Source organism: Bifidobacterium longum subsp. infantis ATCC 15697 = JCM 1222 = DSM 20088 (assembly GCF_000269965.1).
Taxonomy (GTDB): domain Bacteria; phylum Actinomycetota; class Actinomycetes; order Actinomycetales; family Bifidobacteriaceae; genus Bifidobacterium; species Bifidobacterium infantis.
This window is the reverse complement of the sequence record NC_017219.1, coordinates 849,420-867,580: the sequence shown is the minus strand read 5'-3', so window position 1 is coordinate 867,580 and position 18,161 is coordinate 849,420. Positions and strand designations below refer to the sequence as shown.

At 61.8% G+C, this 18,161-nt stretch carries 15 protein-coding genes; 4 read left to right on the top strand and 11 right to left on the bottom strand.

Annotated features, from left to right (window positions below):
• Positions 1-11: 11 nt before the first annotated feature.
• From BLIJ_RS03780 to BLIJ_RS03770, 3 genes are read right to left on the bottom strand one after another with little or no spacing between them, the layout of a single operon-like run.
• Positions 12-803: an amino acid ABC transporter ATP-binding protein gene (locus BLIJ_RS03780; RefSeq protein ID WP_012577135.1), complete on the bottom strand. Its 792-nt coding sequence runs from the start codon at positions 801-803 to the stop codon at positions 12-14.
• A complete protein-coding gene (locus tag BLIJ_RS03775) occupies positions 796-1,470 on the bottom strand; it encodes an amino acid ABC transporter permease (RefSeq protein WP_012577134.1) in 675 nt (224 codons plus the stop codon). The genes BLIJ_RS03780 and BLIJ_RS03775 overlap by 8 nt, the downstream gene beginning before the upstream one ends.
• Complete coding sequence (locus BLIJ_RS03770; protein WP_012577133.1) at positions 1,457-2,116, bottom strand: amino acid ABC transporter permease; 660 nt, start codon at positions 2,114-2,116, stop codon at positions 1,457-1,459. The genes BLIJ_RS03775 and BLIJ_RS03770 overlap by 14 nt, the downstream gene beginning before the upstream one ends.
• A gap of 233 nt (positions 2,117-2,349) precedes the next feature.
• On the opposite strand from BLIJ_RS03770, the gene BLIJ_RS03765 reads away from it, so the two are divergent.
• Positions 2,350-2,991, top strand: a complete 642-nt coding sequence (locus BLIJ_RS03765; protein WP_012577132.1) for an alpha/beta hydrolase — start codon at positions 2,350-2,352, stop codon at positions 2,989-2,991.
• Positions 2,992-3,008: 17 nt separating this feature from the next.
• Here BLIJ_RS03765 and BLIJ_RS03760 read toward each other — a convergent pair whose 3' ends face one another.
• The gene (locus BLIJ_RS03760; protein WP_012577131.1) at positions 3,009-5,264 is read right to left on the bottom strand and encodes an elongation factor G; all 2,256 of its coding nucleotides are present in this window, start codon (positions 5,262-5,264) and stop codon (positions 3,009-3,011) included.
• Positions 5,265-5,410: 146 nt separating this feature from the next.
• Between BLIJ_RS03760 and BLIJ_RS03755 the strand changes: the two genes are divergently transcribed.
• Complete coding sequence (locus BLIJ_RS03755; RefSeq protein WP_014484688.1) at positions 5,411-6,118, top strand: 3'-5' exonuclease; 708 nt, start codon at positions 5,411-5,413, stop codon at positions 6,116-6,118.
• A gap of 616 nt (positions 6,119-6,734) precedes the next feature.
• Here BLIJ_RS03755 and gmk read toward each other — a convergent pair.
• The 6 genes from gmk to efp form a co-directional block, all read right to left on the bottom strand.
• On the bottom strand, positions 6,735-7,325 hold the full coding sequence (gmk, locus tag BLIJ_RS03750) for a guanylate kinase (RefSeq protein ID WP_012577129.1): 591 nt from the start codon (positions 7,323-7,325) through the stop codon (positions 6,735-6,737).
• Positions 7,326-7,504: 179 nt separating this feature from the next.
• Positions 7,505-8,425, bottom strand: coding sequence for an orotidine-5'-phosphate decarboxylase (gene pyrF, locus BLIJ_RS03745; RefSeq protein ID WP_012577128.1), 921 nt, complete (start codon positions 8,423-8,425; stop codon positions 7,505-7,507).
• Positions 8,425-11,808, bottom strand: a complete 3,384-nt coding sequence (gene carB, locus BLIJ_RS03740) for a carbamoyl-phosphate synthase large subunit (RefSeq protein WP_012577127.1) — start codon at positions 11,806-11,808, stop codon at positions 8,425-8,427. The genes pyrF and carB overlap by 1 nt, the downstream gene beginning before the upstream one ends.
• 1 nt (position 11,809) lies before the next feature.
• The gene (gene carA, locus BLIJ_RS03735) at positions 11,810-12,997 is read right to left on the bottom strand and encodes a glutamine-hydrolyzing carbamoyl-phosphate synthase small subunit (protein ID WP_041981786.1); all 1,188 of its coding nucleotides are present in this window, start codon (positions 12,995-12,997) and stop codon (positions 11,810-11,812) included.
• Between the two features lie 225 nt (positions 12,998-13,222).
• On the bottom strand, positions 13,223-13,786 hold the full coding sequence (gene nusB, locus BLIJ_RS03730; protein ID WP_012577125.1) for a transcription antitermination factor NusB: 564 nt from the start codon (positions 13,784-13,786) through the stop codon (positions 13,223-13,225).
• Positions 13,787-13,840: 54 nt separating this feature from the next.
• Positions 13,841-14,407 (bottom strand): elongation factor P, encoded by a 567-nt coding sequence (gene efp / locus BLIJ_RS03725; RefSeq protein ID WP_007056944.1) that lies wholly within the window; start codon positions 14,405-14,407, stop codon positions 13,841-13,843.
• A 125-nt stretch (positions 14,408-14,532) separates the two neighbouring features.
• Here efp and BLIJ_RS03720 point away from each other — a divergent pair, with 125 nt between their 5' ends.
• Positions 14,533-15,300, top strand: a complete 768-nt coding sequence (locus BLIJ_RS03720; protein WP_012577124.1) for an ABC transporter ATP-binding protein — start codon at positions 14,533-14,535, stop codon at positions 15,298-15,300.
• Positions 15,297-16,085, top strand: coding sequence for an ABC transporter permease (locus tag BLIJ_RS03715; RefSeq protein WP_012577123.1), 789 nt, complete (start codon positions 15,297-15,299; stop codon positions 16,083-16,085). Before BLIJ_RS03720 ends, BLIJ_RS03715 begins: the two co-directional genes overlap by 4 nt.
• Positions 16,086-16,123: 38 nt before the next feature.
• Here the strand turns inward: BLIJ_RS03715 and BLIJ_RS03710 are convergent, their stop codons facing one another.
• Positions 16,124-18,079 carry a beta-N-acetylhexosaminidase gene (locus BLIJ_RS03710; RefSeq protein ID WP_012577122.1) on the bottom strand — a complete coding sequence of 652 codons (1,956 nt, stop codon included), beginning with the start codon at positions 18,077-18,079 and terminating at the stop codon, positions 16,124-16,126.
• Between the last annotated feature and the right edge of the window lie 82 nt (positions 18,080-18,161).

Sequence of the window (18,161 nt, the reverse complement as noted above, 5' to 3'; positions counted from 1 at the left end):
GCACAATCGAATCACTCGAATTCGAAGGTGTGCAGGAACTGCTGCGCACGTTCGGTTTGCGGGTGTTCGAAGAACGCCTGCGCATCATACGATTCCTCGACGATGTGCCCGCCATCCAGCAAGATGATGTGGTCGGCGATGGCTCGCGCGAACTGCATCTCGTGGGTGACGATAAGCATCGTCTGCCCGGACTTGGCCAGTTCGAGCACCACGTCGAGCACTTCACGCACCATTTCGGGGTCGAGAGCCGCCGTGATCTCATCGAGCAGCAGTACTTCCGGATGCAGAACCAGCGCACGGCAAATGGCCACACGCTGGCGCTGACCGCCGGACAATTCGTGCGGCCAGGAGTCCTTGCGATCGGCAAGTCCCACACGGCCAAGCAACCGGATTGCTTCAGCCTCCACCTCGGCCTTGTCTCGCTTCTGCACGAGCACCGGCGCCATGGTGATGTTGCCGAGCACCGTTTTGTTCGGGAACAAATCGTAGCTTTGGAACACCATGCCGATACGGGTGCGCAGTTCACTGGACCGGTCGGATCGTCCGGCTCGTTCCGTGCCGGGTTTTCCGGTATCGATCACCTGATCGTTGATGGAAATCGTGCCGCCCTGAATCGGTTCCAGACCGGCGATGGTGCGCAGCAGCGTCGACTTGCCCGAGCCGGAAGGACCCAGCACCACGAGCACCGAACCATGCTCCACCTTGAAGGAGATGTCGTCCAGCACCGGCTTGTCGGCATTCGCATACTGTTTGATCAGATGATCCACCTCGAAACCCTTGCAGGTCGTTTCGGGTTCAGTCATTCGACCACCTCTTTTCCAGTCGGCGGGCCACAATGGACAGCGGCCAGCACACGATGAAGTACATAAAGAAAATCACGCCATAAATCCACAAGGTTCCGGTCGGGAATTGGAATCGGTTCGCGTCGATAATCTGCTGGCCGACCTTGATGACCTCAACCACACCGAGCAGCACGGCCAACGATGTTGTTTTGACGATACGTGTCGCCAAGTTCACGGATGCCGGCAGCATACGGCGAACTGCCTGCGGCAGAATCACCCGGGAGAAAGCCTGCCACGGGCTCAACCCCAGTACGTAGCTCGATTCGTACTGCACTTTGGGAATCGACTGCAATGCGCCACGCACCAGATCGCCCAGCTCGGCGCCTCCCCACAGGATGAACACCAGCACGCAGGCACCGGTGGCATCGAGATTCCAATCGAACCATCGAGCAAAACCGTAGTAGGCAAGGAACAGCAACGCCAGCTGAGGCATAATGCGGATGAAGTCGAGGTAGATGCGCATCGCGGCCCGGATCACGGGGTTCTTCAGCGTCATCAGCCAGCCCACCAACAGGCCGACCGGGATGGACGCGCCTACGGATACGCCGGCTATCCACACGGTGACCCATAGGCCTTGCAACAGACGTGGGAATACGCCCGGCTGGAGCAGTATTTCAGCGCCGTCCATAATCGAACCTCCTCTCCAGCCATGTGCCAAAGATGGAAATCGGCAGCAGAATCACCAGATACGCCACAATCAGCATGAACAGCGACTCATAGGTGCTGTAGTACATGCCGATCAGATCTTTGGCCATATACATCACGTCGGCGAGCGCAATGGCGGAGACGACGCTCGATTCCTTGAACAGGAAGATCACATTGGCCACTACGCCTGGAATGGCGGTGGACACCGCCTGCGGCAGAATGACCCGGGTGATGGTTTGCGTGGAGGTCAGTCCCAGTACGTATGCGGTTTCGCGCTGCACGTTGGGCACCGCTTCCAATCCGCCGCGCATCGCCTCGGCCATGTAGGAACCGCCCAGGAATCCGAGGCCGACTATCGCGCAGGTTTCGGCGGACCATACTACGCCGAGTTTGGGCAGGCCGAAGTACAGAAAGTACAGCTGTACCAGCAATGGCGTATTGCGGCTGAGTTCGATATAGATTCTTACGATTTGCCGGGCGACCGGGATACGCGCGATTTCCACGCCGGCGCAGACCAGACCCACCGCGACGGCAAGCAGTATGCCAAACACGGATATGAATAAGGTCATCAATGTGCCATTGACGAAGAAAGGCGCGTAACGCTGCACGAACGACCAATCGAATGTCATCGGGCGCGCTCCTTCCTTTGCTTCTCGTTTCTTCTCCTGCGCATAAACGGTCTTAGCCGCCCATGTACGATTTCGGGGGCCGAACATACCTGCCACGACCCCCTTGCCGTGTCATCGTAGAGTATCAGAACACGTGGCATGGCCGCTGCGCTATATGCATTACTTATGGGACGTTACTCGATGGGCGAACATCAGGGCAATATTGTCGCCTAAACGGTGGATACACTGAGGCTATGAAGATTACCAAAGCTCTGACCCGTTTGACCGGTCCTGAAACCGCCCCGGTGTTCGTGCTGCTGCACGGCTGGGGATCCAATGAATACGATCTGCCCGATTTGCTGAACTATTGCGGTGCCGGTTCGGCTGATTACGCCAGTTTGCAGGCACCCATCGCCTATGGCATGGGATATACGTGGTTCGGCTCGTGGGCGCATGAGGGTGTGCCGGAGGGCGGATCATTGGACAAGCAGGCGGCTGAGGCCGCCCAAGCCATTGATGCATGGGTTGCGGAGCATATTCCCGCCACTCGGCCGGTGGTTGCCATGGGATTCTCGCAGGGCGGCCTCTTGGCCGCGCATCTGCTGCGTTTCAATCCGAAACGATATGCCGCAGCCGTCTCCTGTTCTGGATGGCTGGCACCGGGGTCCGTTGCGGGCGATGCCGAATTGGCTTCGTTGAAGCCGCCCGTGTTCTACGGGCATGGTGCCATCGATGATATTTTCCCTGCCGCGCAGGTGGCGGCGATGGGTGAGTTCTGGCGCGAGCACGGCACGTTGACCGAACAGGTGTATCCGGGCATGGCCCATTCGATCAATATGCCGGAGATGCGCGATATTCAGCGATTCTTGGAGGCCAGCGGATTCATTCGTCCGTAGATTTGGTAGTCACCACCTCACATGACGTAGTCTACGTGGGCGAATTCGGGGACTTTGTACCATTTGACGGGGTAGCCAGCACCGTGGGCGCAGAAGACCGAGTCGGGGGTGTTGTCCAGATCAGCTTCGGGATCGTAGGCGGCGGCTGCGATGACCTGTTTGGCGTCATGGCATGGCTTGTAGCCGCCGAAGGTGGCGGAGAAATGGCCATGGCCGTGCGTGTACTGGTTCACATCCATCGCATAGTCGCGCATTTCGGACACCGGCGCCTCGCCTTCGATCACGGCGTATTCGCCATCGGTGACCGGGGATTCGAAGGTGCCGGCCATGCGCTGGATGTCGCTCATGGCACGGCCGATCATGTCTGCGGGCACTTCGAGCCGGAACCGGTACCACGGTTCCAGCAGTCGGCAGTTGCCCTCCCCTGTGGTGTCCGGCCGGCTCTCGACCGGCGTCTCGGGCCGGCCACTGACTCCAGCTCTGGCTTCCATGAGCCCCTGACGAATTGCACGATAGGTGGCTTGGCGGAAGTCGCCGCCTTCGGTATGCTTCAGATGCGCGCGGCCAGCCACCAAAGTCATCTTGATATCGGTGAGCGGCGCGCCAACGAGCACACCGAGATGCTCACGCTCGGTCAGGTGGGTCAGAATCAGCCGTTGCCAATTGCGGTCCAAATCATTTTCGGACAGGGCCGAGCCCACAGTGACTCCGCTGCCCGGCTCCCCTGGTTCCAGCAGGATATGCGCTTCGGCATAATGACGGAGCGGCTCGAAATGACCTGCGCCTTCGACCGGCGCAGTGATGGTCTCACGGTACAGGATGGAGCCGGGGCCAAAGGACACATCCAGACCGAACCGGTCGTGCAGGGTCTGCTGGATGATTTCCAGCTGGACTGTGCCCATCAATTGCACATGAATCTCGGCCAGCCGTTCCACCCACACCACATGCAACAACGGGTCTTCGTCTTCCAGCTCACGCAATGCGGTGATGACCTTATGCAAGGTCAGATCATCGAACTGGGGAAGGGCCGGCGAGCTATTGTCCGTCTCTGCGTCTTGGCCGGCAGTGTCGTTCTCCTCATTGCGGCCGGTTTCCGACTTGGCGGCATCATGCTCGGCATCGTCCCGATTCACGCTGTCATGGCCGGTGCCACCGCGTTTGGCCGCTCCCGAGGTGCCGGCCGTATCGGATTCAGCTCCGGCGGGCAACACCGTGTAGGTCAACACGGGCTGCAGCGACGGCGATTCGGCGTCCGGTTCCGCTCCCAGCCCTTCGCCGGGGAAGGTCCGCGTCAGTCCGGTCACCGCGCATACCGAGCCGGCCGGCACTTCGGTGACCGTCTCGAATTTGGCGCCATTGTAGATGCGCACCTGATCGACTTTCTCGGACCACGCCATGCCATCATCCTCCTGCGCTGGCGACGGTGTCGACGCCGCGGCGCACGAGGATGAGGAGACGATCTCCTTGGCTTTGAGCGCACCGCCGGTGACGCGCAGCCACGTCATACGGTTGTGCTGGCCGTCGTGGGCGATCTTGAACACGCGTGCGGCGAAGGCGGCCGGCCATTCACGTTCGCGGGTGAACGTCTCCAGCCCGTCCAGGAATTCCTCGACCCCTTCGAGTTTCAATGCCGAGCCGAAATATACGGGGAACAGCTCACGTACGGCGATCATCGATCGCAATCTGCCCACGGACAGCACGCCATGTTCCAGATAGTCGTTCATCGCCTCCTCGTCCAGGGTGGCGATGTCTTCGGCGAACGCGTCCAACGGTACCGCGCTGCCCTCAGTGAACTGTTCCATTGCCGGCAACGGATATATCGCATCGCTCAGGCGTTTGCGCAACTGTGCCAGAATGGCCTCGCGGGCGAATCCGGCGGCGTCGCACTTGTTGACGAAGATGAACGTCGGCACACCGTATCTGGCCAGCAGACGCCACAGTGTCTCGGTATGGCCTTGCACGCCATCCGTGCCGGAGACCACAAGAATCGCGTAATCAAGCACGCGCAGCACCCGTTCGGTTTCGGCTGCGAAGTCCACGTGCCCCGGCGTATCCAGCAAGGTCAGTCGCAGGTCGCCGTGTTCAACCAACGCTTGGTGCGCGAAGATCGTGATGCCTCGCGCCTTCTCCAAGGAATTGGTGTCCAGAAACGCATCGCCGTGATCCACTCGCCCCAATTTGCGGATCTCACCGGTGCGGTAGAGCAGCGCCTCGGACAGCGTGGTCTTGCCCGCGTCCACATGCGCCACGATGCCTGCCACTATCTGTTTCATCAGCTGTGCTCCCTTCCCGATGCGCCGCGCAATTGCCGGCCGCCTAACCAATATATCCGAGAAAATCCGGGAGGGGAAAATTGTACCGTCAGACCGGGCTGCCGGTACAATAAGTCACCGAACACCGACTGATATGAGGAGCCTCCGTGACCACTTCCGGCATTACCGTTTTCGGCCAACCATCCCAGCCCAATCATGGTGCCGGCGGGCGAATCGCCATGGACGATGCCGTCTTCCCCACCGATTATGTGGCGCTGGATCTGGAGACCACCGGCTTTTACCCGAACAGTTGCGCCATCACGGAAATCGGTGCCGTGCGCGTACGGAAGGGGCATATCGTCGATCAATTCCAGCAGCTGGTGAATCCCTTGCGGCCGATTCCGCGTCAGATCACCACGCTGACCGGCATCACCGATGCGATGGTGGCCGACCTCGATCCGATTGACAAGGTGCTTCCCCGATTCATCGCATGGCTCGCTACCCCGGCTGCCAGTCCCGCCGTTGAGCCGATTGTCGGTCATAACGTCAGCTTCGATCTGCGATTCCTGGATTACAACACCCGGCATATCGCCGGCTGCGGCTTTGCCTGCGCGGATTATGACACGATGCAGATCAGCCGCGCCCTGTTCCCCGCGCAGCGGCATCACCGTCTGGCCGACCTGATCGTACGCTTCGGCATCGCGGACAATGAGGAGCACCGCGCATTAAGCGATGCCATCCAAACCCAGCAGTGCTTCGAATGGATGCGGCATTATGTCACCGAGCATCACGAATCCGAAGCGATCCGTTGGAAGCAGGCGCCGGCCAGAAACAGCACCGAAATTCTCCACCAGCAGTTGGTGGTAAAGCGGTAGTTACAGCCCGTATTATTCGCACATAGAGGAAAAACTATTAGTCGCTGGGCTAGAGACCTTATAGTGGACGGATTCCTCTCGCATATCGGAGAAATGCGGGATACCACACGGTTAGCGGCCAATTTGGGGCCGGCGTCCCGCAACCGTGCGGGACGCCACGCACGTCAAACGATGCACACGGCTGGCATCCCGCACCCCATTCCACAGAACCATTGGAATTCTGCCAATCCCACAAACCGGCGACGGCACCGTACATCAGGTTCTGTGGGACGCCAGAGGAAAAACACCCGAAATCCGCTGGCATCCCACACCATGTCACACCGCACCTGCAGCATCGCACCACACCACATCACGCCGACACCTATTCGTGCCCCCATTTGCATAATTCGACGTTTTTGGAAGATGGCGCACACATGCATGTGCCCCCATTTGCATATCAAACGGTTGACGCACAAATGGTGGCGCATGCCCCTTTGTATCGGTATGAATCAGTCCCTGCCGTCAGGCTCTCCCCCTATTGTGAGGGCCGACTGGCAGGGACTGAACACGCATAATCACATGAGCACACCATGCCAAGCATGGACATCTCAGTACGAACAGAACCTATTCGCACACGTTACAGCCCGTATTCCTTGGCGATGACGGACCAGAGGTCGGCGGCGGCCTGATCGACGGTTTCGTTGACGATGGTGACGTCGAATTCGTTTTCGGCGGCGAGCTCCACTTTGGCGGTTTCCAGGCGACGGGCCTGCTGTTCGGCGGTTTCGGTGCCGCGGCCGATCAGACGGCGCTCGAGCTCTTCAAAGCTCGGCGGCGCGATGAACACGTACACCACTTCCAAGTCGAGTTCGGCGGCGCGCTGCTTGACGCGGCGGGCGCCCTGCAAATCGATTTCCAGAATTGTTGGCACGCCGGCAGCCAGATGCTCCTCCACCGGAGCCAGCAATGTACCGTAGTGGGCCATGCCGTGCACCACGGCGGTTTCCAGGAACTCCCCCGCCGCTTCGCGGGCCAGGAACTCGTCTTCAGCGAGGAACCAGTAGTTGACGCCATCAACCTCGCCGGGGCGCGGAGCGCGCGTGGTGGCGGAAACGGACACCCACACTTCGGGGTGGTCGGCGCGCAGCTTGGCCTCCACAGTGCCTTTACCTACTGCGGTGGGGCCAGTCAGGACGATTAGACGGCCGGCATGGGTGTTTTCAGTCATGGGTTCCTCCGGAGATGATGTGGTGTGCAGCGATTATGAATCCAATGTGGTAACGGCTCACCGGCGAGATGACCGGTAACTGTTACAGCCCCGACGAACAGGGAAGAATATGAATCGTGATGCGACGTACGCGATGAGATACACACGTACGCATGCCGCGACATCTGATTCCGTTCTGATCACTGATTCTCCGCGCCTTCGGCGGTGGCCTCCATCAGGGCCTGGCGCACGTCGAGCGCAATCGACTCGGTGGCCTGGCTCAATGCGGCGATATCCGGCCCGTGCGAGGCGATGAAGCGGGACACGGTGACCAACACGTTGCCGCGCGTACCGCGGAACACGGTTTTCAGGTCCTTGGCCTCGGCGCCCTGCCAGCCGTAGCCAGGGGAAAGAATCGGGCCGGTGAACTTGGAGGGGTCCACGCCGGAATCCTGCGTCCATTGGCCGATGGTGGCGCCGATGATAAGGCCCACCGAGCCCATGCCTCCGATATCCACGTTGTGCTTCTGTGCGGTGGAGGCGATGCCGTAGGCCACAGTGCGCCCCTTGTAGTCGCCGCTCTGGCGCAGCGCGGTCTGCAGACTCATGCCTTCCGGATTGGAAGTCAGGGAGGCGATGAACACACCGCGTCCGTTTTCCAACGCTTCGGTAATCAGGCCGTTCAACGAGCGCGCGCCATAGTACGGCAGCAGGGTGATGGCGTCGGCCAGCATCGGGGCGCCGGGCTTGAAGTAGGCGTCCGCGATGGCGGAAATCGTGGTGGACAGGCCTCCATGCAGGCAATCCACGATGGTGATGACGCCCATCTGGCGTGCCGCGTACAGCACGCGTTCGAGCGCTTCGAAGCCCTTGGCCCCGTAACGCTCGAACATCGGCGTCTGGAATTTGACTGCTGCGGCGCGCCCGTTGGCGGCCTGCAGCATACGCATGGAGAAGAGTTCGGCGCCTTCGGCGTCGACGTTGTATCCCCAGTCGGTGAGGAGCTTGCGATGCGGGTCAATGCCCACACACAGCGGCCCGTATTTGGCCATTGAATTGCTTAATCGCAGACCGAAATCCGAACGTTGTGCCTGCAATTCCTCACTGCTGGGTGTAGTCATCAGAACTCCCGTCGCTCCAATTCGAACAACTGCTTCGAATGCTCCTGAATGCTCATGATCTGATAATCATTATGCTTCACGGCCTCGATAGCGAGCAGTGCGGCCTGGAACTCGGTGATGGTGGTGAACTGCGGCAGATCGGCGGCAATGGCGGCGGCGCGGATGGAATACCCGTCGGAACGGGAGCCGCGCGAGTTCGGCGTGTTGAGGATCATGTCGATCTTGCCCTCCTCGATGAGATCGACCACGTTCTTGCCCACGGATCCGGCGGCGTGATGCACTTCGACCGGCGCCTCCGGATCGGTGTCCACGCGGGTGCTGATCTTATCCACGATGTTCGACTCGATGCCGTACCGGCTGAGCACGGAGGCGGTGCCCTCGGTGGCCCAGATCTTGAAGCCGAGTTCCTCAAGACGCACGGCAATCAACGGCAGCTGACGCTTGTCGGTGTCGTTCACGGAGATGAACACGTTGCCGTGGGTCGGCAGGCCACCGTCATAGGCGGCGAGCTGGCTCTTGGCGAAGGCGTGCGGGAAGTCACGGTCGAAGCCCATGACCTCGCCGGTGGAACGCATCTCAGGTCCGAGCAGGATGTCGACGGTCTTGCCCACCGGGGTGCGGAAGCGCTTGAACGGCAGCACGGATTCCTTGACCGCGACCTGCTGGCCGGGGTGGATGTCGCCGCCGTCGCCCTTGGGCAGCAGCAGACCGTTGGCGCGCTGGTCGGCGATGGTCTCGCCGGCCATGATGCGGGCGGCGGCCTTGGCCAACGCCACGCCGGTGGCCTTGGAGGCGAACGGCACGGTACGGGAGGCACGCGGGTTGGCTTCGATCACATACAGCGTGTTGGCCATGAAGGCGTACTGCACGTTGATCAGGCCCTGCACGTGGCAGCCCTTGGCGATGGCGTAGGTGCCTTCGCGCAGGCGGCGGATCTGGTCGTCGGACAGGGTGGACGGGGGCAGGGTGCAGGCGGCGTCACCGGAGTGGACGCCAGCCTCCTCGACGTGCTCCATAATGCCGCCGATGTACAGTTCCTCGCCGTCGAACAGGGCGTCGACGTCGATTTCGATGGCGTCCTGCAGGAACTTGTCGATGAGCAGCGGGGAGGGCAGGCGGCCGGAGACCACGGTATCGGCCTTGGCCTCGGCAAGCGCGCGGTCCACGTACTTGGTGAGCTGCTTGTCGTCGTAGACGATTTCCATGCCGCGGCCGCCAAGCACGTAGCTCGGGCGCACGAGCACCGGGTATCCGATGCGGTGGGCAGCGTCCATGGCCTCTTCGAGGCTCAGGGCGGTGCCGTAACGCGGGGCGTTCATCTCCGCCTTCTTGAGCACCTCGCCGAACAGCTCACGATTCTCGGCCAAATCGATGGATTCCGGGGTGGTGCCGAGAATCGGCACGCCGGCGGCCTTCAGACGCGCGGCCAAGGACAGCGGGGTCTGGCCGCCGAGCTGGACGATGATGCCCTTGACCGGGCCCATCTTCTTCTCGGCCTCGTAGATCTCGAGCACGTCTTCGAAGGTGAGCGGCTCGAAGTAGAGGCGGTCGGACATGTCGTAATCAGTGGACACGGTCTCCGGGTTGCAGTTGACCATGATGGTGTCATAGTCCTTGCCAAGCTCCTGCACGGCGTGCACGCACGTGTAGTCGAACTCGATGCCCTGGCCGATGCGGTTCGGGCCGGAGCCGAGGATGATCACGGCCTCGCGCTCGCGCGGGCGCAGCTCGGTTTCGTCGGCGTAGCAGCTGTAGTAGTACGGCGTGGCGGCGTCGAACTCGGCGGCGCAGGTGTCGACGGTCTTGTAGACCGGGCGCAGGCCGTAGGTCCAGCGCAGCTCGCGGATGGTGTTCTCGCCTTCGTCGCCCAAGCCACGCAGGTGGGCCACCTGCACGTCGGACAGACCGGCGAGCTTGGCCTTCTTGAGCAGCTTCGGGGTCAGGGTCTCGGCCTCGCGCACCGTCATGGCGGTCTCGTTGATGAGGAAGATCTGCTTCAGGAACCACGGGTCGATCTTGGTGGCCGCGAACACCTGCTCCAGCGTGGCGCCGCCCCAGATGGCGCGCATGAGCTGCAGGTAACGGTGTTCGGTCGGCGTATGGATGGCCTCAAGCAGTTCGGCCACTTCCTCGGCGGACGGCTTTTCGCCATCCCAGTTGAAGCCCATGTGGCGCTTGTCGATGGAACGCATGGCCTTGCCGAGGGACTCCTGGAAGTTGCCGGCCAGGGCCATGGCTTCGCCGACGGACTTCATGGAGGTGGTCAGGGTGGGGTCGGCGCCCGGGAACTTCTCGAAGGCGAAGCGCGGCACCTTGGTGACCACATAGTCGATGGTCGGCTCGAATGAGGCCGGCGTGGACTGGGTGATGTCGTTGCGAATCTCGTCGAGCGTGTAGCCGAGGGCCAGCTTGGTGGCGATCTTGGCGATCGGGAAGCCGGTGGCCTTGGAGGCCAGTGCGGAGGAACGGGAGACGCGCGGGTTCATCTCGATGACGATGATGCGGCCGGTCTTCGGATGGACGGCGAACTGGATGTTGCAGCCGCCGGTGTCCACGCCCACGCCGCGGATGATGGCGATGCCGATGTCACGCAGCTTCTGGTATTCGCGGTCGGTCAGAGTGAAGCAGGGGGCCACGGTGATGGAGTCACCGGTGTGCACGCCGACCGGGTCGACGTTCTCGATCGGGCAGACGACCACGACGTTGTCGTTGCGGTCGCGCATAAGCTCGAGCTCGAATTCCTTCCAGCCCTCGATGCCCTCTTCGATCAGGACTTCGTCGGTGGGCGAGTAATGGATGCCGGCGCCGGCGATGCGGTGCAGCTCCTCCTCGTTGTGGGCGATGCCGGATCCCAGGCCGCCCATGGTGAAGCTCGGGCGCACAACCAGCGGGTAGCCGAACTTCTCGGCGATCTTGTCGACTTCCTCGATGCTGTGGGCGATGTCGGAGCGGGCGGATTCGGCGCCGGCCTCGTCAACGACCTTCTTGAACAGTTCACGGTCCTCGCCACGGTCGATGGCTTCCAGGGAGGCACCGATCAGTTCGACGTTGTACTTCTTCAGGACGCCGGCCTCGCCCAGCGCCATGGCGGCGTTGAGTGCGGTCTGGCCGCCCAAGGTGGGCAGAAGCGCGTCGGGGCGTTCCTTGGCGATGATCTGCTCGAGGATCGGAGTGGCGATCGGCTCGATGTAGGTGGCGTCGGCCATCTCCGGGTCGGTCATGATGGTGGCAGGGTTGGAGTTGACGAGGATGACGCGGATGCCTTCCTCACGAAGGACGCGGCATGCCTGGGTGCCCGAGTAATCGAACTCCGCAGCCTGACCGATCACGATCGGGCCGGAGCCGATGACCATCACGGATTTGATGTCGGTGCGCTTCGGCATATCACTTACCTTCCTTGGAGTTGTTCTTCATAAGTTCGCAGAAACGGTCGAACAGGTAGGCCGCATCGTGCGGGCCTGCTGCGGCCTCCGGGTGGTACTGCACGGAGAATGCGGGGATGTCCACGCACTGCAGGCCTTCGACCACGTCGTCGTTCAGATCGATGTGGGAGACGAACACCTTGCCGTACTTGCCGTTTTCAAACGGCGCGTCGACCTGCTTGCCGATCGGAGCGTCGACCGCGAAGCCGTGGTTGTGGGCGGTGACCTCGACCTTGCCGGTGGTCAGATCCTTGACCGGCTGGTTGATGCCACGGTGACCGAACTTGAGCTTGAAGGTGCCGAAGCCGAGCGCGCGGCCAAGCAGCTGGTTGCCGAAGCAGATGCCGAAGAACGGGTAGCCGGCGTCGAGCACCTGGCGCAGCAGCTCGATTTCGGGGCCGGCCTGTTCCGGGTCGCCCGGGCCGTTGGAGAAGAAGACGCCGTCCGGGTTCAGGCTCTCGATTTCGGCGAAGGTGATGGTGGAGGGCACCACGTGCACGCGGCAGCCGCGTTCGGCCATGCGGTGCGGGGTCATGCCCTTGATGCCGAGGTCCACGGCGGCCACGGTGTACAGCGGCTCCTTGCCTTCGTACTCGCCGCATGGCTCGATGGTGTAGGTCTCCTTGGTGGACACCTCGTCGTACAGGCTCAGGCCCTGCATCTGCGGGGTGTTCCTGACGTCTTCGAGCAGCTGCTCGATGGTCTTGAGCGCGCCGGTGGCCTGGTCGGTCAGGGCGTCGCCGGAGAAGATACCGGCGCGCATCACGCCTGCGGAACGCAGGTGACGCACCAGCTTGCGGGTGTCGATGTGGCTCAGGCCGACGATGCCGTTCTTGGTGAGGTCGTCATCAAGGCTGCCTTCGGCACGCCAGTTGCTCACGTTCGGAGAGGGATCACGCACGATGTATCCGGCAACCCAGATGCGGGAGGACTCAGGGTCTTCGCTGTTGACGCCGGTATCGCCGATGTGCGGGAACGTCTGCACAACGATCTGGCGATCGTAGCTCGGATCGGTGAGCGTCTCCTGGTATCCGGTCATACCGGTGGCGAAGACGATCTCACCGGTCGTCTCACCGAGGGCGCCATACGGCTCCCCCACATATACCTGTCCATCTTCCAAAACGAGGACTGCATCGTCCTTGTCATACATCGGAATTGCGATGGTCCCGGACTCGTTCTGGCTCACCAAAACCCCCTTATGTTTTTCGGGTATTCGTACCAAGGTTAACGGCCAGCGCAGACTCACACGCCGTTGGGCGCAAAGTCTCACCCCGCTGGCGGGGCTGTCGGCAAGGTGCCGACTTGAGAATGTACGGCGACACAAGTGTCCGCCCATGAAAAAGCCTCCCGAATGGGGAGGCTGAACAACAAATGACTAATCGACCGTCGGCTGAATCTCAGCGGACGGGGCAGCGGGCTCGTCGGATGCACCGGACGAATCGGAAACATCGCCCTCATCGGTCGGATCGGATGCGGCGGCATCGGAATCGGACGATTCCTCATCGGCCTCTTCCGCCACGGACTCCGGTGCCGGTGCTGCGTTCTTGGCGGTGCACACCGCAGACAGCAGGCCATGGATGAAAGCGGGCGAATCGTCATCGCACAGGGTCTTGGCCAATGCCAGAGCCTCGTCGATAGCGACCTTGTCCGGCACATCATCGTTGAACAGAATCTCCCAAGCGGCGATACGCAGAATGTTGCGATCGACCACGCCCATACGGCGGACCTTCCAACCCGTGGAGTGTTCGTCCAGGGTCATGTCTATCTGACGACGGTGCTCGGCCACGCCCTTGACGATTTCAATGGCATAGTCGGGAAGCGGGGTCTGGGCACCGGGATGTGCGATGCGTTCGTCAAGCAGGGAGAGAATATCCTGGTTTTTTTCGTCGGCTTCGTACAGGGTGTTCAGAGCCCTTTTGCGCGCGGTGGAACGTGCCATACTGCTGCTGTCCTAGTCCTTTATACGGTCGGTCGTCTGTTGAGGATGCGGAGATCAGTTGTTCTCGCGGCCGGTGTAGGAACCATCCTCGGTGTTGATCTTGACGCGGTCGCCCTCATTGATGAACAGCGGGACCTGAATCTCGGCTCCGGTCTCAACGGTGGCCGGCTTGGTGCCGGCGTTGGAGCGGTTGCCCTGCAGGCCCGGCTCGGTGTGGGTGATGGTCAGGACCACGGAGCCCGGCAGGTCAACGCTCAGCGGGGTGCCGTCGTGGAAGGAGACCAGGCAGTCGGTGCCTTCGAGCAGGAACTTGGCCTTGTCGCCCAGAAGGGTCTTCGGAACCATGATCTGATCGTAGGTGGTCATGTCCATGAACACGAAGTTGTCGCCGTCCTCGTAGGAGTACTGGAGGGTGCGGTTGTCGACGGTCTCGAATTCCATCTTCATGCCTGCGTTGAAGGTCTTGTCGACGATCTTGCCTGAGAGCACGTTCTTGATGGTGGTGCGTACGAAGGCGGGGCCCTTGCCCGGCTTGACGTGCTGGAACTTCATGACGGTCCACAGCTGGCCGTCCAGGTTCAGGACGGATCCGTTCTTGATGTCGTTAGTAGTCTGTGCCACGTTATTCACCTATTTCAAATTCAAACTAGCTTAGGCAAAGCCCAAAAATTGCCTTGGCTATTATGCCACACCGGGTATACAGGAAGTGAACGCTGGGGTTTCCCACGTGGCCCCGACTAGACTGGATGAATATGCGATCCTTCTTCGAAGCCATATCCGTGTCCTGCGTCGTTCCCGCGCAATCGCCGGCGGACAACGAACGCACGGTGTTCGACAACCTGTCCTTCAGCATGGAACGTGGCGAGATCGTCGATCTGGTGGGACCGTCCGGCTCCGGCAAATCGAGTCTGCTGACCGCATGCGCCCGACTCAACCCGCATGCGCACGGCACGTTCGCCCTTGAAGGCAAGCGCAGCGGCGAGTTCACGCCGCAGCAGTGGCGGCGGGATGTCGCCTACCTGCCGCAGAAGCCGATTCTGACGGGCAAGAACGTGGCCGAGGCGATCCGCCTGCCCTGGACGCTCGCGATTCGCGGCAAGGGCGGCAAGGCCGAGCAGCTGCTGCCCGACGAGCGCATCCGCACGACGTTGGACGCGATGGGCTGCGAGGACATCGATCTGGAGCGCGCCCCGCACGACCTGTCGGGCGGTCAGGCGGCCCGCGTGGCCCTGGCCCGCACGCTGCTCACCGATCCGAAGGTGCTGCTGGCCGATGAGGTGGACGCCGGACTCGACGACGACAACGCGGCCAAGGTGGCTACGATCATGGCGGATGCCGCCACACGCGGCATGGCGATCATCCGCATCCGTCACCGTCCGCCGGACGGACGGGCCACCCGCACGCTGATGCTGGACAAGGGGCGGCTGACCGGACGCGAGATGACGGATTCGGCGGCGCAGGACGCGAACGCGGTGCCTGCCGGCGCCGATGAGAATGAGGAGACGCAGTCATGAGCGGCGATCTGGGCAATTCCTACAACATCGATATCTGGGGTCTGCTCATCGCGTTGGGCATGGTGGCCGTGGCGGCCATCATCAGCGAACTCATGCACATGGGCATCGGCAGGACCCTGATGTGGTCGGCATGCCGCGCCCTCGTGCAGCTGTGCGCCATGGGATTCATCATCGGCTATGTGATTCGTTCGAACAGCGTGTGGATGGTGTTCGCTCTGATGACGGTCATGCTGGTCGCGGCGGTGCAGATCGTGATATCCCGCGCGCACGGCATCCCCAAAGGTCTTGCCGGACCGATCTTCCTGAGCCTGGTCATCACGATGCTGCTCATGCTGGCGTTGGTCACCGAACTCATCGTGCGCCCGCATCCATGGTATGCGCCCCAGCTGGTGGTGCCCCTGACCGGCATGCTGCTGGGCAACACCGTTTCCGCGCTCGCTGTCGGGCTGAGCCGATTCTATGAAAGCATGGAGGAACGCCGCGACGAGGTGGATATGATGCTGGCCTTGGGGGCGACGGCATGGGAGTCCGCCCGCCCATCCGTCATCTCGTCGATTCGGCTGGGACTGCTGCCCACCACCGCTTCGCTGGCCTCCAGCGGCATCGTGACCATCCCGGGCATGATGGCGGGCCAGGTGATAGCCGGCGGAGATCCGCTGAACGCCGCCAAATACCAGTTCGTGGTCTTCGGCGCCATCGCCGCGCTGACCTTGCTGGCCGACGGTCTGATCATGGCCATGGTCTATCGCACCTGCTTCACCACCGAGGACCAGTACGCGCGATAGCGAAGGCGGGGCATGGACCCCGCCTTCGGTCATGCTCCTTACAGAGCGCCCCTACGCAGAATGTCCGCGAGAGACCACACCACGTGGGCGATACGTGCGAGCTCGGCATGCCGTCCGACCGACAGCCACTGTGCGCGATACCGCTCGAACCACAACTCCAGATCGGCGGCGAGACGATTCGCCCCGCTGCCGACGTCCTTGCCGTCGGCCAACGCCAGCAGTTCCTCGCCAAGTTCGTTGAACAGTCGCTGCCCGTCCAGCATCACCGACAGGAACTCCGCGGTCAGGCCTCCCTTGTCTAGACCGGCGAACGCGTCGCCGCAGTCACGCAGCACCTGATCGCAATCCCGACGCCGTTCGATACGCTCGCGGTTCCACTGGAGCATCCGCCGGCGCGCGTCATCGCATCCCAATGTGCGGTCCAGCGTGAGCTTTCCGCCGCTCGAACGTTCCATGCACGCCGCCACATCCATGTTCAGCGCGCCGGTGCCGGAACCGTATTCCAGCTCCAGCACCTGCACGGCAAGGTCCCAGGGGAATGACACCCCATCGGAGTCGATGCGGGCGAGGCAATCCATGATGCGACCGGATTCGTCGCCATACACCAGAGCGGAGATTCGACGGTTCATCTCATGCGCATCGATCTCGATCGGATTCCAAGCGTTCTGAGCGCCATAGCACAGGCCCGGCACGCTCAGACGCGGATCGTTGACATGGCCATAATCACCCCAATCGGTGACCACCATGCCTTCCGCATCGTACTTGGTCCCCGCCAACGCCATGTGATACGTGTTCAGCCAGGCACCCGCATAATCGGGGAAGAACCGGCTCCAAGCCCGCACCGCGGGGCACACGAACTGTCGACGGCCCTGCGTGGCGATGGTCTGGATCTTGCTCTCGTCGATCTGCGGCTCGTACATCCAGTTGAGCATCGTGATGTCGCCGGGCAGCAGATCCATCGTGCGCGGGCTTTCGAGCGCGATGTCCGCCCACAACATCGGTTGCCGACCATGACGGGCAAGCGTTTCGCACAAATCCCTGACGAAACCGGCATACAGTTCATCGCGGCCGGCTTCCGGCGCGTCCTGCGCGGACCTGCCACGTCCCAAGTCGAACGTCTCATCGCCGCCGATATTGAAGGACTTCGAACGGAACAGCGGCGCGTATTCCTCAATCAGGCGCGAGGCGAAATCATGGGCCTTGGGATCGGCGGCGTTCAGCGTGTGATGCTCCATGCGTTCGATGAAGCTGAACGGGCGGTCGGCGTCTTCGGGAAACTCACCCAGCCCGCGATGCTCACGGGTGCGCAGATTCATGTACATGTGCCCGAACGTGGCCAACGACGGCACCAACTCGATGCCGCGACGCGCGCAGTACTCGTCCAGATACGTGATGTCGGCGGCCGTGAGCGGATCGGTGCCGCGCCACGCCTCGCTGAGCTCGACGAACGCGAAGGCATGCTCGACATACAGCTGGAACTGATTGTATTTATATAAGGCCAGCTGGTCGACGAACCAGGTGAGGAACTCCATCGTCGGCACTCGTCCGCGTGTCACGTCGAGACTGTAGGCGCGCACCGCGAACGCGGGCTTGTCTTGGATATGCAGGCAGGGAATGGCACGCGAGGTCTGCCCGATGATCTGCCGCAGCGTCTGCAGACCGTACCGCAGCCCGCTTTCGCCGCCGCCACGCACACGGATGCCCTCCGATTCGGACACATCCAACGTGTATTCGTCATGGGCCAGCCGTGAATCCAGGCCCAGGGATATGACGGTGCCGTGTGTGCGGCGCCTCAGGACGGTGACGCCGTAGCGGTGCCGAAGTTCGTCGGACAGCTGCTCGATCGGCAACGTCTCCCAAGACTGATCGGCATCCTCGATCGTCACCAGAGGACCGATCAAAGCCGTACCATGGGTGTACTCCAATGTCACCGGAGCGGGAATCAGGGTAAGATGCCGCGTTGCGTCGTCGGCCTTATGTTCGGAAGTGGGCACAGCTACTCCTTTCATGTGGTTTTCGTTAGCACGCCAGGGGATATTGTACGACACCGGCGAATAGGCGCGAAGAGAACCGTTC